9 protein-coding genes are annotated in these 16,150 nt (G+C 53.7%); 3 read left to right on the top strand and 6 right to left on the bottom strand.

From position 1 onward, the window contains the following. Window positions 1-532: 532 nt before the first annotated feature. Window positions 533-4,402 carry a hypothetical protein gene (locus SH287x_RS18705; protein ID WP_479515902.1) on the top strand — a complete coding sequence of 1,290 codons (3,870 nt, stop codon included), beginning with the start codon at window positions 533-535 and terminating at the stop codon, window positions 4,400-4,402. A gap of 179 nt (window positions 4,403-4,581) precedes the next feature. On the opposite strand, the gene SH287x_RS18710 is transcribed toward SH287x_RS18705, so the two are convergent. Together SH287x_RS18710 and SH287x_RS18715 are read right to left on the bottom strand one after the other, a co-directional pair. Beyond that, window positions 4,582-6,078, bottom strand: coding sequence for a sialate O-acetylesterase (locus tag SH287x_RS18710; protein WP_479515903.1), 1,497 nt, complete (start codon window positions 6,076-6,078; stop codon window positions 4,582-4,584). 372 nt (window positions 6,079-6,450) lie between these two features. Next, entirely contained in the window at window positions 6,451-8,193 is a 1,743-nt protein-coding gene (locus SH287x_RS18715) for a DUF1598 domain-containing protein (protein ID WP_479515905.1), read from the bottom strand. 549 nt (window positions 8,194-8,742) lie between these two features. Between SH287x_RS18715 and SH287x_RS18720 the strand changes: the two genes are divergently transcribed. Continuing rightward, the gene (locus tag SH287x_RS18720; RefSeq protein ID WP_479515906.1) at window positions 8,743-9,606 is read left to right on the top strand and encodes an Fpg/Nei family DNA glycosylase; all 864 of its coding nucleotides are present in this window, start codon (window positions 8,743-8,745) and stop codon (window positions 9,604-9,606) included. Window positions 9,607-9,882: 276 nt separating this feature from the next. After that, on the top strand, window positions 9,883-10,110 hold the full coding sequence (locus SH287x_RS18725) for a hypothetical protein (protein ID WP_479515907.1): 228 nt from the start codon (window positions 9,883-9,885) through the stop codon (window positions 10,108-10,110). A gap of 772 nt (window positions 10,111-10,882) precedes the next feature. Here SH287x_RS18725 and SH287x_RS18730 read toward each other — a convergent pair. Genes SH287x_RS18730 through SH287x_RS18745 form a run of 4 tightly spaced genes read right to left on the bottom strand, consistent with a single transcriptional unit; the run spans window position 10,883 to window position 15,983 of the window. After that, on the bottom strand, window positions 10,883-11,695 hold the full coding sequence (locus SH287x_RS18730; RefSeq protein ID WP_479515908.1) for an ABC transporter ATP-binding protein: 813 nt from the start codon (window positions 11,693-11,695) through the stop codon (window positions 10,883-10,885). Beyond that, the gene (locus tag SH287x_RS18735) at window positions 11,688-12,626 is read right to left on the bottom strand and encodes an ABC transporter permease (protein WP_479515909.1); all 939 of its coding nucleotides are present in this window, start codon (window positions 12,624-12,626) and stop codon (window positions 11,688-11,690) included. The genes SH287x_RS18730 and SH287x_RS18735 overlap by 8 nt, the downstream gene beginning before the upstream one ends. Continuing rightward, on the bottom strand, window positions 12,623-13,903 hold the full coding sequence (locus tag SH287x_RS18740; RefSeq protein ID WP_479515910.1) for an STAS domain-containing protein: 1,281 nt from the start codon (window positions 13,901-13,903) through the stop codon (window positions 12,623-12,625). The genes SH287x_RS18735 and SH287x_RS18740 overlap by 4 nt, the downstream gene beginning before the upstream one ends. A 46-nt stretch (window positions 13,904-13,949) precedes the next feature. After that, window positions 13,950-15,983, bottom strand: coding sequence for an ABC transporter substrate-binding protein (locus SH287x_RS18745; RefSeq protein WP_479515911.1), 2,034 nt, complete (start codon window positions 15,981-15,983; stop codon window positions 13,950-13,952). Window positions 15,984-16,150 lie beyond the last annotated feature (167 nt).

The raw sequence follows: 16,150 nt of genomic DNA on the forward strand, positions 1-16,150 counted from the left end.
GGAGCCGCTAAAGCGGGAGGAGACAAATATTTTGACATGCTCTCCGATCTGCTCAAGCCACTGCATCATGCCGGCATCCTTGGCGCCGAGCGGGAAACTGTGAACTGTTCTATGACCAGAACGCTGGCCTGCTGCTGCTCGACTTCTTCAATCCCACGGTCACCAGTCTCCGCGGCAACCAAAAGTTCGCCTCGCTGAAGAAGGTGTGAAAACTGTGTGGCGTTTCCAAAACTTCGCTCGGGTAGACTCTTAATTCTCCGGGATACGCAAGGGTTTTCACTCATCGTGGAAATACTCACTTAGAGCCATTAGCTCACATTAAACCTTACGAATAGTTAAACCGTAGCGTTAGTCTTCCATTGGCGAGATGAACTTTTGATGCACTGTTAAAAATAGCGGCAAGTGGACACGGAGACAGAGCCGATTTTCGCCACGAGGCAGGATGCCTACTGGACATTTCGCGATAGGTTTGCGCGCTGTCCAGACAATTCCGCGTTTGTCTACTCGTGTTGAGAGTCAAGGAAGACTTTTCATGGGCCAGCTCTATTCTCTCTCCACCCGTCGCTGGGTAGCTGCGATTGCCATTACGGCAACGCTCCTTCCCCCTGGTGCTTCAACGGCAGTCGCTGGTATTAAGTGGGGGAGCAGTAAGCACCAGACCCCACTTCAGGCGGTGGCTGCCGCCATTGATGAGGTCGAAAAGGAAATCGATGGCTACGGCAGTGTTGTCATCAAGCAACCCGATGTCTGGGGCGAAGCCCGCTGGACACAACACCGCGACGAATACGAGAAAATTCTCAAACAAGAGCTCACAACGTTTAAGTCCACCATCAACGCCAAAATCCGCGAATCCGACTCAGCCTTTCTCTTGAATGCGACCACGCTGTCTGGTGCGATTAATCGCTCCTCGACAGCCCCGACCGCGAGCGTGCAGCAAGTCTTTAATCAGGATCCCAGCACAGGCTTTCCACAGCCAGAGTTTATCGAAGTGGATCGTACGGCCTCAGGAACAACTTTCGTAAGTTCGAAACAAGAAGCGATCGGCGGGGTTTCGATTGAGCCGACGCTCTTCCTGGATCAGCTCTCCCGCTACGTCGATCATCTCAATCAGCTTCGTCGGATAAATGAAGGAGATGATACTGCCGACGCGCCGGGCTATGCCTTGAACCTGATGCGGATGCCAGCCTCCATTCTGCCGGGCAATAAAACCCGCCAGGGCTATGGCGCTGAAGTCACCATGACGCTGACACCAGAAATCACAGACGACCTGCTGGCCTCGACTTTTAAAGACCTGGTCATCAACGACCTCATCGACCAACTCGGCCTTCCCGTATTGAAACTCAGCGAGCAACGGCCCTGGAAGTGGGAGATGTCTCCCCAGACAAGAGTCGCCTTAAAGGCAGACCTTGATAAGCTGCGTGACATAAAAATCGATACTAATGATCCGGAAGCTGCAAAAATAGCAGTTTGCGAATTAATTAGCATACTGGAATCACCATCATGCTTTCCTAAGGTCATTGAGACCAGGAATGATATTGCCTGCTTAATTTTGTCTGCAACGTCAGCCCCATCTCTCGAAACTCTTAAACAGACATTAGGGTGCGATAATTCTGTCATGGATGATGATGACGAAGTAATTGTTCGGCCCAACGATATTAGTAGGTTCAATATTAACATTGAACGACCCATGGTAATGAGTTTCAATCAGCTTAAAAGCACTATCACAGGCGATAATCAAACACAAACAGATATTGATTCGCTTGCAAAGAATTTAGCTGATCAAAGTAATGCTAAAACAGTGATGTTAACTGCAAGCTCTGTCAATGAGGCTATTGATAAGGTCTCTTCTGTTGTTGATAGCGCTGCAGGCTCAATTTCATCGCAGCTAGCTATCTCTTCTTCCTCGATGAGTAGTTCCATCGGATCTCCTCGGGATCGTAAAGCTCGCTATGCGGTTTCTCCGACACAGATACCTTGTGTCTTCGGGATTGAGGAACTGAAGATTATTGCTCAGGATCTGGATCGCATCCGAGAATCTTCTGGTGCTCATCGATTGCACCTCCAGGACGTCCACGGTTTTCTGACTGAAGAACTCGAAGCTGCCCATCGCTTGCTTAGTAAGATGGAAGAAGAGTGTAAATTCTCATGGGAAGAGTACGCACCGTTGGTTGTTCGATCTGTGCGGATGCTCAATTACTCTCAATCCTGCACGCAAGGAACTCAAGGCCTACAGGAACTTCGCGAAGACTTCCTCGATAAAGCAGGAACAGACATAGAATATGGTCAGTCAACGATTCTTCCAACGTCAGGAAAGATCAAACAAATCTCTGCGCATCAGCTTCAGCGGGAGCCTGTGCCGCTAGTTCCAGCGGCAGATGATATAAATAATGTAGAAATTCCTCCAACACCACCGCAAGGGCCGTCTGTTCCTGTAAACAGAAGCATACAGCCTATGGTGAAACATCAGTCGGCGGGATCTTCTGGGAATCAGTTCATGAATAAGCTAATGCCAGCGCCTCATGAAGAAGATTGTCCTGAAGGCACTGCTGACGATATTTGCTCCGGAGATATTACCCGCGCGCTTGCCTGGGCGATTGTTGTTGAGTCTTCGCTGCTTAACGAACAGTTGATTGCCGATATCAAGCGGGTTGAATCGCAGAAATCGACGGCGATTGTTGGTGATATGCAACCCGCCTTCTATCACACCAATCCCAGCCCGGAAGCGAAGCAGATCTTTAGTGAATATGTTCGCGTTCGCTGGCCGATCCATGTCTTTGCCATCGACCCCGAAAATCAGGAACAGAACGTCGCGGATTCTTATGCCCGCCGCCGCGAAACACAGTTAGCTCTGGCCCTCGCCTTCACCAGTGGCCAGATTAACGGACAGAACTTCAGCCGCTTTGCCCGTCGTCTGGACTTTGAACTCGACACGATTTCGCTTAACCGCACGATTGTCGGGTTCTCTCACGGTTCCGACACCTTCGGCTGGCGATTCTATCCTCGCGTTCAGGCACCTCCCGCAGAAGGAAACCTCAGAACGATCACCCGCGAGATGCTCTGCGGTGCTCCCAGCCGGGATTATGACCTCAAGCGCCGGCAATTAGAACCGGGTGTTCGCGAACTCCTCGCCATTGTGATTATGCCCTCGTTCGTCCCACAGATGCGCATGGATATTCGCACCAACTGGTTCCATCTCACCAAGCCGAAGCAGAAAGAATTTACCACTGAAGATTCTGTCCGGATTGGTGAAAAGATTGGCTATTTGCGTCAATGCAAGGCTCAGTGTTTGACCGATGGCGAATTTGGCCGCCCCGGTGATTCCCGCCGCCTGTTAACGGCGGTCGATCAACTCGAAAAACGGCTGCCATTGCAGGACACGCTGGTCAAGATTCCGTTTGAAAACTCACTGGGTGGCTTCCAGCTCTTTTCGGAAGGCACCCGTCATCTGGGGCCGGAACTCATCGGCTTCTATGGCGAGCCAGGCGTCCATCCCGATAAGACGTCACAACTCTTCCTGGTCGGACGCCATTTCAATATCAATGCCACGCGAGTCATTATTGGTGGGATGGAGTGTGCCGATAAGCAATTGCTCAGCCGCGATGTCATGATGGTCACGGTTCCGAAAGGGGTCATGACGGAAAAAAGAGAGGAACGAATCAACGGCATGCTCTGTGAGGAAGTCGTTGTCGATGCTCACGTCGCCACCCCCTATGGCGTTTCGGGACACCTCAAGATTCCTGTTTATCAAGGGGCGGTGAAAGCCAGTGAAGTCAAAGTGGGTAAGCGGGAACTCCACGGCTGTCTTCTCTACACCGCCTGTGCAGCTTCTGGCATCTCCCTGGAATCAGCGGTTGAAGTCGCTGAGCATCCGGGTGGCACTCTGGAAGGCAAGCTGTCGGCAATTCTGATTTCTGGAAAGGAGAAGACACTGGGTGAATTTAAGGGAGTTTCATTAGCGGCAAGCGATAAAGTACTCCCAATTCAGTCCATCATTAATGGTGTATTGAACCCACCACCGGCGCCTCCTGCGGCGGGGGCGGCAACTCCTGCTCCTGCGGCAGCGCAACCCAGTCCGACAAAACTGCTACAAACAGAGCAGCCGATCGCCTTGAAACTGCAGATGAAGCTTGTCACGACGGTGGGAACGACCAAGACAGAAACCGATCTTGGAGACTTTCTGATCCAACTCGGTATCCTTTCCAGCACGCCTCCTTGCGTGAGCTGTGCGCCGACAGCAGCTGCTACAGCGAATGCGAGTTCACTTCCTGCAACCCTGACGGGATTGGATCGTTTGTTGCAAAGGGAACTGGCACAACCTCTGATCTCACAGCCCGGCTACCCGGTTCTGCGAGTTGAAGCACCGTTCAGAAATATTCTCCCGGCTCTCTCACAACAGGAGTAATGCAAGAACTCGAATCTCCCATTGCTTTCTGAGCGATAGAGACCGCTAAAAACAAGATCACCGGCAACACACTCTTTCGTGCAGCCGGTGATCTTTGTTTGGTTTTCACCACGGTCAGTAAGACTCAAGGCGATTTCAAGACTTGGCATTGAACCCCAAGAGAATGGCGTGACATGGCACTACTTGTTGCCGGTGGTTGCGCCACGGAAGTCATCGGTGCGGAACGGGGTGGCGGGAAGGTTGGCTTTGTTGAACAGAGTGGCGTCGGGGTTGTTGGCCCAGCCGTAGCGAACAGCGATGGGCTTCGCGACTTTTTCTGCTTCAAGGACAACCGTATCGCCTTCAATGGTGGCCTTGGCCCAGACCCACTTCTTGTCTTCTCCACAAACAGCAAAGCCCTTGAGTTCGCCGTTCTTGGCCACCAGACCGCCATGGACATGATCGAAGGTCAGCTTCACCCTGGAACCATCAACCGACATGGCCTTATAGACGGGGCCTTGTGACGGGATGTCTTTGCCATAGGTATTCTTTAATGCCAGGTAAGCCAGACGCTTACCCACGTCCTGCTTGTTCTGTGGGTGAATATCTTTCTCTTCACCGATATCAATGATCACAGCCGTCCCGGAGTGAGGAACGTTTTGCCCTGTCAGCCATTGTGCTTCCCGCAGTTCGGCCCAAGGACTTTCAACGGGCTGTTCCGTCTTGGCCATGAAGTTGGCCAATTGAACGACATAGAAGGGGAAGTCACCTTGTCCCCACTGCTTGCGCCAGTCAGCAATCATGGTGGGAAGCAGCTTGCGATATTGTTCTGCACGCCCGGCGTTGGATTCTCCCTGATACCAGATGGCTCCTTTGAGAGCAAAAGGAGCGACAGGAGCAATCATGCCGTTGTAGAGAACCGAAGGGCGATTCGGGCCGTTCTTTTGTTTGTCGTCTTTATTAGCTGCCTCGCCCCGCTTCAGAATCTCAGCGTAGTCAGGGTCAGCTGCCAGAGGAGCGGCACTTGTCCAGGCTTCGCAAAGAGTTCCGCCCCAGGAGTCATTGAGCAGGCCAATGGGCCGATCAAGAGTCGTGTGCAGTTCCCGGCCAAAGAAATAGCCCACAGCCGTCACGCCACCGACGGTTTCAGGTGACACTTCGATCCAGCGGGCATTGATGTCTTCTTTGGGTTCGTTGGCTGCCACCTTAGGCACCATGAACACGCGGATGGAAGGATACTTGGCCGCAGCGACTTCTTCTTTCGGGTTGTTTGAACGGGCAACGGGCCATTCCATATTCGACTGGCCAGAGCACATCCAGACGTCTGCGACGATGACATTCTTTGGCTCAATGGTGTTTTTGCCAGTCACCTTAAAGGTTGTCGGGCCAAACTCTTTAATGGCCGGAAGCTCGACTTTCCATTTTCCGCCAGCCGCTGTGGTCTTAGCCGAGTGACCACCGGCCGTCACTGTCACTTCTTCACCGTCATCGGCCCAACCCCAGACCTTGACGGGAAGCCCTTGCTGCAACGCCATGTTGTCACTGAAAATCGACGGAAGCTTCACATCGGCCTGAGCGTCATTGGAAAACAAACCTGTTGACAAGGCACAAGCGGCAAGCGCTGTGATGCCTCGTGAATACCATTGAGCAATGGTTCGAGAGCGAGCGAAGAATAAAGGTGATGACTGATGAGGCATTGTGGCGGGGCTCCTGGTGACACAAAATAGGCAGGCCAGTTCATAAGACCCAGGAAAGCCGCAACCTTCCTGAGAGAGTCTCGCTGAAGAGCCTACTGTAACGCTTCACACCACTGCAAGTATTCACACGCGTTGATGTGTTGTGCCTTTCACAATCTCATCCTCTTTCCAGAAATCAACGGCGAGTTGCGTGCCATTAAGAACGTGATGGCAAGTGGCGATACGTATCAAAAAAACACCCGCAGATCTCCAGCGAACGGAGAACTACGGGTGATTGGTTAATCGATTGTCCGGGCTTGATTTCCTGCCCGGAATAATGCGTATCAATCGGTCATGGCAAGCCGGCTAAAGCATCGCTTGTGGTGCTGAGGATTAGCGAGCAGCGTCCCACCACCAGCGGCCTTCTGGCAGTTCGGGCCGGGCAGCAGTTTTGGCAACTGAATCCAGGCGTGGAGATTCCGTGTTGCGTGCGGTGTCGCGAACAACAGCCACCGCGTTGGCACTTACACCACCTGCCACTTGAACAACAATGTTCTTACCGTTGTAAACACGGTGATTGACCACTGAGTCCACTTCTGTAGGAGCCGCAAGATGAGCTGACTCATAGCCCTGACCCGGAGCAAACACGCCAAAGTTCCACTGGGCTTTGTCGTCAAGCTTTTCCTGAACAATCACAGCGGCTGCCATGGCCAGTTCAAAGACATTGCGAGCTTCGCCGAACACCAGATCGTTAGCCGAGAGCTTGTCGTAATGATTGGTGAAGTTTTCGGCAAACTGGCGGTTTGTCCCTTCCGATAATCCGGTGGATTGGTGCTTCCCATCAGCCGTTAACATCTGGTTTTCGGACTGACACTTGACCCCTGTGCCCTGTAACTGAAACGCATCGCGATCAGGAGAGTGACTCAAGCTCTGGCAGTCGAGTGTCAACCACCATCGCAGAGCATCCATCGAGCCTCCCTTCTGTAGCGTGACAGGCAGGAGGTCAAAATAGCTGGGAACTTCTTTGGCCAGATCGAGCTGGTCAACACCGATCAGTTTCATGCGATAATCGGCTTCAACCAGCGTTCGTGCTGCATGGCTGTCAGCGGGAATCCCCCAGACAACAATATCCTGCCGCCCCAGCTTCTTCTGGAGTTGATTAACCCAGCTCTTTACAGCAGCAGGTGAGAGTGGCCCTTTTTGCTGCGAAGCTTCGGCGTATTCCATTAACGCTTTGACGCCGGACTCACGGGTGTTGATCGAGCAACCAAAATCGCTGGATCCCTGAGCATAGGCACGAAGAATGGTGACAAAATCATCCAGGCTGAGCACAGGCTGCTGTGACGACTGACCAATCGCCCGGCCAGCCGCATCAATATTCCAGCCTTCGGCAGGGCCGCCAATGACAATGTCACCTTCTTCAGGATAGACGAAGACATACTCAATCGTCGTCAGGCCCGCCAGATGAGCCATTGATTCGGGAACGGTGTTGCCATCTGCCAACCGACCCGCCACGGCCTGCTCTAATCGCTTGAGCGAGACCATTCGCAGACCACTGGTCTGTGACATGTCTTCGTTAAGGATCGCCTTACGGGCATTTGATTTCAATGCCTTGAGGCTGTGGCTCGTCAATTGAGGTTGGCGTTGGAGCAGGCCATCGGCATCCACTCGCACACCAGCGGGGTAAGGCTCGACCGTGCCTGTTCCACCGTTTTCCAGCCAAACGGGACGACCAGGATCGCTGGGATCACCGGTGTTAGCCACAATGATACGCATCAGGGTTTCATAGTCGATCTGCATGCCACCGCCTGCGTGCGTCGCACCAGCCGCAGCCCGTTGGGCGGCATTGCGATCAGCAGGATTGGCGATTCGTCGCAATGTGGCATGGGCGGGACGCAATTCCCCAACCGTGTTCTGAGCCGCCGCAATTTGCTGGAGCAAGGCTGTCCGTTCCGCCTGATCAGCAACCGCCATGGCCAGATCTGTCGCTTGACCAAATTCCCCAACAGAAAGATGGCCGGCAATCTCCGTATCAACCGCTGCTGACACCGTTGTTGATGCAGCGAGCGTTCCCAGAGTCAGGGCAGCCCGAGCGCTCCAGGAAACAAGTGAGCGACGGAAAATGGGATGAATCATGAAACGTGGCTCCCGAGGAATCAGGCCGTACCGAACATGTCCCGCAAGCGGCATATGGCTATCAGTAGCCGACTTACCACCCTTCGGAACACATTCTTTCGCTGAAAGTCAGTGGATTCGGATTGTCAAATTGTTCAAACAATTAGGCTCGTTGATCACCAGCCCGATGAGTTATGCGAGATCTCTATGTGATCGATCTCTGAAAATCGAACGAAATTTTATGGAGTCATTTATCAGCTTTGCCTAGTTTGCCTCAAAGCACCGACACTTTGCCAGTAAAAAACTCTGGCTGGAGTCGAGAATTTACAGCCTCCTCGCGCCAGATAGTCTCATTCCGTGAATCCCACGAGATGCCCTGTTAAGGTAGAATTGGTTTGATCGATTTGTTACTCACAATCGGTGAAAGACTTACGATCGTTCGTGGCAATTCATTTCTGGCCGGCTTGAGGTGTTGCTGAAAAGACCCGTCGTCGTCACATCGGCCAACAGACGCGACTGGGCAAGTTCGACTTGGCTATTCTTCGTGTTTTTTGCAAGGAGTGATCTGTTTTGCCGGAATTGCCGGAAGTGGAGACCATGGTTCGTGGCGTACGGTCTGCGATGGAACAGCAGGAACTGGTTAATCTACGGCTGATGAAAACGCCCTATCGTCCGATCACGCTGATTCCTTCGCCGCGGGAAGTCTGTCGGCGTGTCCGAGGAGCCACCATTGAGCGGGTCTGGCGACTGGGGAAACGTGTCGTCTTGGATTTCGCACAGCGAGGAACTTTGGCGATTGAACCGCGAATGACGGGGCTGATGTTAATGTCAGATCCACCCGATCCAGAGCATCTGCGATTGGAATTTCAATTCGCGACAACTTCAGTCTGGTATTGGGATCGGCGAGGGCTGGGGACGGTCACCTGGCGACCAGACGGTGCTATCAACGAATTGATTTCTCAAGGGAGATTGGGGCCTGATGCACTCAGTTTAGACTCGGCTGGGTGGTGTCTGGCATTTTGTGGCACCTCCCGCCCGATCAAAGTGGCGCTGCTGGATCAGAAACTGGTGGCCGGTGTGGGGAACCTCTACGCCAGTGAAATTCTGCATGCTGCGGGGATTTCGCCATTTCTGCCCGCATCAGAACTGACTCAAGGCCAATGGAGTCGTTTGGAATCATCGGCGAAGAATGTCCTGGAAACCGCCATTCTCCATGAAGGCTCCACGCTTTCCGATGGAACCTATCGCAATGCGTTGAACAAGGCGGGAGGGTATCAGAACTCACATCGGGTCTATGCCAAGGCCGGCGAAGTCTGCCAAACCTGCCGTCATGGAGTGATTGAGCGAATCGTGCAGGCACAGCGTTCCACGTTCTATTGTGTTGTCTGCCAGCCACGAGATACCAGTCAGCAGCCCGCCAGGAAGAGACGGTAACAGGCTCAAAAGTGGACTTTTTCGTCTCAGTAGAGAGAAAGAAATCAACAGATCGTTCTTGTTAGGGAAACTGTACCAGAAGGAGTTCCGGAAATTTGTTCTTCTTGAATTGCCACGAATAGAAAAATGAGGCAGGAAAACTCCTGCAAGGCATGTTACAACGTCAGATGAAATCGGACAGTCCAGTCGGCAGATGTTCTTGAGCATCTTGCAACGGCAGATGCCAATGATTGTGACTGTTCATGGTTTATGATTCTCACGCTTTAAGGGAACAAAATGAAGCAGGTTGTATTGGGTCTTTGCTGTGCGTTCGCCGTGGTGATTTCAGCTGGTTGCGATTCTTCTCCTAAGCCAGTCACAACTCCAGCTCCTGCGCCAGCCACTGGTGGTTCGACAGGTGGTGCCGGAACAACAACTCCTGAAACACCAGCGAAGCCAACTGAAGAAACTCCCGCAAAGCCAGCTGATAGCACACCAGCCCCAGCTGAAACTCCTAAGGAATAAGTGGTACGACCCTCTGTTCTGACAGGTTGCCAATCGTGCAGGGTGCCAATCGTCCGCAAACGAGAGTTTGACCCGATGGCTCTCAGGAACACAGACGGTTAAATCCCCCTCACTCCGGCCCTTTCCCGCCAGCGGGAAAGGGCGTGTTCCCATGTGGCGGAATCATCAATAGGCAAAGGCCGTCCTCATCAATTTTGAGGGCGGCCTTTGCTGCTTTCTGAGAGGGTAATCTTAATCCGCTTTCCAGAACTCATCGGTGTGTTGAGAGATGCGTCAGGCATGCTTGCTCAGAGCCGCAGTCTTTTACATACAACTTTTTCGCCACCTGAACCGCACCACGAAATTGACATGGGTGGCCCAGGTTGCTTTGCAACCTGGGCGGCAGAGCCGTAGGAGGTTGTCTCCAGGAGGCGTTAATGAAACAAAGGGGTTCTGGCTGGCCCGCGACGCACGACCGATGACCAGTTCGGTGGTCATCGGTCGTGCCATTTCCCTGCCTGCGGTAAGAAATGTTCATTCACCACTTCTGTCTACGCGAGGCAGATCATCTTTTGTTTGACCGGGTATGGTCTCGTCGGATTGACTCAAGCTGCGACCTCTCACCGGCTTTGCCGGCCCAGGTTGCAAAGCAACCTGGGCTACCCTCGCTTAATCCGCTTTCCAGAATTCAACGGCGCGTTGAGAACTGCATAAGGAATGCCTGCTCAAAGCCATAAGCAGGCCTCCGACTGCGAGCATGGAAGCCAGTCGCTATTTTCAATGGGAATGCGCATTAGACATATCGGCGGCGGAGGAGATCGGCGGCCGATTCGTCCAGCTGATCCATCCGGCGGACTTCTTCAAATTTCGCCAAAATTGCATCAGGTGTGAGGCGGCGTTTGGCTTCCCCCTGAAAATCGTACCTGACCTGTCCACGAACCATCATGATCAGACGGTCGCCTAATGCAGCCGCCTGTTGCATTGAATGGGTGACCATCATCGTTGTCAGCCGATGTTTCCGAATGAGATTCTCGGTTAACAGAATGACCTGGTCAGCCGATTTGGGATCAAGAGCCGCAGTATGCTCATCCAATAAAAGCAGGTCGGGTCGGTGAAGCCCTGCCATCAGTAATGTCAACGATTGCCGCTGCCCCCCGGACAGGCTGCCAATCATATTGGTGAGGCGATCTTCCATCCCCAGGCCCATCTCTCGGACTTGTTGGCGAAAGTCATCTTGCTCAGAACTTCGCAGTGCCCAGCCCAGGCCGCGCGACTGCCCACGACGTGCCGCCAAAGCGAGATTCTCAGCGATGGACAGATTCGGTGCCGACCCGGTAAACGGATTCTGAAAGACACGACCAATGTGCCTGGCCCGTCGATGTTCCGGCCAGCGGGTCACATCGTTTCCGGCGAGATGAATCTGCCCTTCATCGACAAGAAAAGTGCCAGCAACCGCATTGAGCAACGTTGACTTGCCGGAACCATTGGTGCCGATCACCACCACGAATGATCCCTCTTCAATCGTCAGATTGACGCCACGCAATGCGCGAACTTCATTGGGTGTTCCGGGGTGGAATGTCTTTCGCAGGTTGTTGAGTTTAAGCATTTGCGGCGGCCTCCGCGGTGGTCTTCAAACGAGGACGAAGCTTGGCCAGCACATCAGGCAGCACAAGCGCAGCCAGCACGAAGAGAGCCGTCACCAGCTTGAGATCGTTCGGATTGAGTCCCCAACGCAGCGCAATCGCGACCAGCAATCGGAACAGGACTGAACCCATCAGCGCCCCAATGATCAGCAGGCTGACACTTTTTCCTCGTACCAGAGACTCACCAATGATGACACTTGCAAAACCCCAGACCACCATCCCGATGCCCATCTGCACATCCGCGAACCCCTGGTATTGCACCAGGAGAGCACCGGCCAGGGCCACTAAGCCATTCGCCAGTGCAAGCCCCGCGACCACCATCCAGCCGACATCGACTCCCAGTGCCCGGATCATGTCAAGGTTATCACCCGTGGCCCGCATCGAGAGGCCATGCTGCGTCTGGAAATAGGCCCACAGCAGGAGAGCCGTCAGTACGATCATGCTCAGAATGAAGACCATCATCCAGACATCCTGCGTCGGAGCCTGCCAGAGTAAAAACGACCACCGGTCGTCACTGTCAGCCCACTTCTGGACACTGGTGAAAACTGTCGTATGGCTCATCAAGGGGACGTTGCTTTTCCCCATCACTCGCAAGTTGACCGAATAAAGTGCGGTCATCACCAGAATCCCTGCAAGCAAGCCGTTAATGCGGAGTTTGCTTGCCAGCACACCGGTCACACTTCCCGCAAGGGCACCACTAAAGAAGGCGGCCAGAGTGGCCACCAGAGGAGGAACACCACTGACAATCAGCGTGGCGGCAACTGCGCCACCTAGTGCAATCGAACCATCAACCGTCAGGTCACGGAACGACAGGATGCGAAAACTGACCAGGACTCCCATGGCCAGTAGCGACAGAATCAGTCCCATCGTGACAGCGCCAATCAACAGTGTCATTCGGGAACCTCCTGTTCCGCTTGCAATGGCCCGACCCAACAGGCACCGCGAACAAATTCGCTGTCTCCTGCTCCGGTAATGGGGCGATCGTCGTTTAATAAATGGATAACGGCTTGAAGCTGGCCACTTTCAAAGAGAGACGGGATGACTGTGCCCCATTCCAGCAATCTCTTCTTGAAAGGTCGGAAGGGGAAAACACCCGCATGAAAATGGCCCAGCAGATCTGATGATTCGGCCAGCGGCCTGACAAACGTCCGCAATGGTGAGTTCTGGGGAGTGGCTGAATCGCGCGCGACAACACCCACCACCAGCGCCAACGATTCTGCAAAGACCCGTTCTGAAGTGAACGTCAGCCATTCCCGGATAGCCGGATGATCAAAACGGGAACTTCCGGTGAATGAATCGGTCGGCGATTTTCTCAAAGAGGCACCCACCAGTCCCGTTGTTTCGGCAAGCAGTAGAATCATCGCCGTTGATGATCCTGCTTGATCCAGAGCATCCTGTGCCAGCGAAGACAAGGGAATCGGCCGTTCCCGATCTTCCTGATCAAATCTCATCAGCCATCGTGGTTGCCCCGTACATCGCACGCCATAGAGCAGATTTGGCCGGGGGGAAAAGCCACCCTGCAAGAGTTGATAGTCGGGCCTGCCGCTGCCACCTGCCGTTTGTATTGCCACTGCTCCTGCAGCAGCGATCAACTCGCCATGGTGAATCCCGGATGTCGTTGAACCGCCCGAAAAAGCTCCCACACCAATCACAAAATCCTGCTCTGAAATTGACCAGGGACAGGCCACACCGGGATCAATGGTCGCTCGATCAAAAGCAGCGGGATCTCCCTGGCATTGCCAGCGAAACGGATCGGTTGCTTCCAGATCATAGACTTCATAGTCCGCATGCGGTGTGGACTTAATGCCTGCCGGCATGTGCATCGTGCTCAGGGCATGTGCGCTGGTGTGAGACAGCCGGATCGCCTCCAGGTCACAAACGAGAAGTTTGGCCAAACCTGTCAGACGGATCACTTCTTCAACGGGTTCTGTCAGACCGCCCACGCCAAAGAATCCGCGAATTTCCTGAAATCGTTTGTGAGCATCAACCAGAACAGACAAGCCGGCGGAACTGACATACTGCACTGCGGCAAAGTCCAGTACGACCGAATGAGAACCATCTCGGAGAGCATTTTGAATGGCCTGCTTCAGTTGATCTGCCCATTCAGCGTCCAGGCGGCCGCTGACACGCAGTTCCAGAAGGTCATTATTTCGGAACGAGGTGATCTGCATGAGGGACTCAAAAGCAAGGATTGCCAACCAATGTTACTGGCTGATATTACTGCCCAATGACTCGATTGGCTGACTTGAGCAGTGAATCGGGGATTGTCAGACCACAATCCCGAGCCGCTTCGAGGTTGATTAACAGCCGATTTCTCGTTGAAGCCTGCCAGGGAATTGCACGTGGAGACTCACCACGCATGATCCTTGCTGCGATGGCCCCTGAGTCTTTGCCCATCTCGAGATAGTCACGGGCCAGCACCACGACCGCGCCACCTTCCGCAACACTTCCCAGAAACGCAAAGACCGGCAGTTTGGCATGGCGGGCCGCTTGCACCACTCCCGGAAAAGCCGCACTGACCAGATTAGAGTTCGTCAGGCAGATGGCATCGATCCCTCGCCCACACAGAGCCTGCGCTGCATCGGGAACTTCCGACGAAGTGTTGACTCCCCCCGAGACCAGTTTGAATCCGGACGTTTCAGCCGCCTTGCCAAGCACCTCAAAGTTAAACACCGAATTGACTTCAGCAGGAGAATACAAGGTTCCCAGCGTTCGGGCATGCGGCAGTAACTGATGGATCAGTGGCATCATTCCTTCGGCATCAGCCACGCCATACGCCCCTGTGATTCCCGGCAAATGATCCGTTTCGCTTTTCCCCAATCCCGCCGCTACGGGGTTGGCCACCATGGTAAAGACCACTGGTACATCGCGAGATTTCTGCACAGCCGCCTGTACGGCTTGAGTTGATACCGTTAGCAGAAGATCAGGCTTGTCGGCCAGTGCCGTATCGACCAATCCCGACAAGCTGGCCATATCTCCCTGAGCATTGAATGATTTCCATTCAAAGTCGCGGTTCTCGACCAATCCTGCCTTTTTCAGCCCTTCACGCACTCCCTTTTCTGCTTCTTCTGCATCCATGGAATTCACATACGAGAGCAGCCTTAACACCCAGCGTTTGGCCAGTGGACGTGGGGAGGTTTGTCTCTGTCGGGAAGCCTGAAGTCGAGAGGTCTCAGAGGGGACTTTTTCGGGAGCGGCTTTCTGGACTTCGCCCGTGGCATCAATAATTGAATCAGCCTCTTGCAGCAGGCTTTTGGGGAATTTCCATTTGCCGTCTAACCGATCAATCACCGTAGTGTTCAGAAAGAGTTTGGGAGGGATGGCGACTTCCCAGGGCATCTGAGCGATCTCTTCCCCTGACAGCACCCGTCCGGCCAGCGTGCCAACCTGATGGCCCACGACGGCGTAATTGGCCCCGACATCGAACAAGGTTCCTTTGGCCGCATTGCCGGGAATGCAGGTGAATACGGGGATTTTGGCTTGTCCGGCCAACTGAACCACCAGATCCACCGCGGCCAGCACGGTGATATCGCCGCCGATCCAGATGGCTTCCACATCGCGAGCAATCAACGATACCACCGCTTCACGTACTGAGGACGTGTTTTCGGCATTTGCTTCGAGAAGCTCGATCCCCATTTCCTGGCAGGTTTTTCTGGCTACTTTCGTAGCAATTTCAGAATTGACTTCAGCAGGGTTCCAGACCACTCCCACACGCTTCAGTTGAGGATTGATCTGCCGTGCCAGTTCAAAAGATCTTTGTGCCGGTGGAAGCGTACCGATCCCCACCATATAAGCCGGGTGAGCTAGCGGATCGGCACCAATCCCTACTCCGGAAACCGTCGGGTCGGAAACCAGTCCAAACACATGCCGCTTTTCGCCACGCCGGTTGGCATTGGCCACAGCCTGCAAGCAAGGCGTGGAAAGCGTGACAATCACGTCATACTCTCCCGCCACTACTTCTGTGGCCATGGCATTCGCTGTGGCCATGTCCCCTTCGGCATTGAGCCGCAACAGTTTCAGCGTGCTCCCCTCTTTGTAGCCCGCCTCTTCCAGTGCGACAACCACCTCTTTGGCGGCATCATCAATGATGGTCTGGGAAGACATCTGTAACAGCGCCACCCGGACTGTCGGCTGATCGGTCGCTGAAAGAGGACGTGCCCCTTTGGGAAGATCCGACAGCAGCAACACTGCTGCTGCTGTCGCGATGGCAGCCATTCCGGGCACGAGATGTCGAACAACCCAATTCCACACGGTTTGAGTCCAAAAGTTCTATCGGCCTCTCATTGATCTCACTCATCGGTGAGTCTTCACTCATGAGTTGGCAGCGTGGCAGAAGAGTAGCAGGCTTGTGTATAAACTCAAAGCAACCCATGGTTACCAGATCGACGAGACGCCTGCCTGCTTTCTCGTCACTGAAA

The sequence above is a fragment of the Planctopirus sp. SH287 genome, assembly GCF_056500625.1.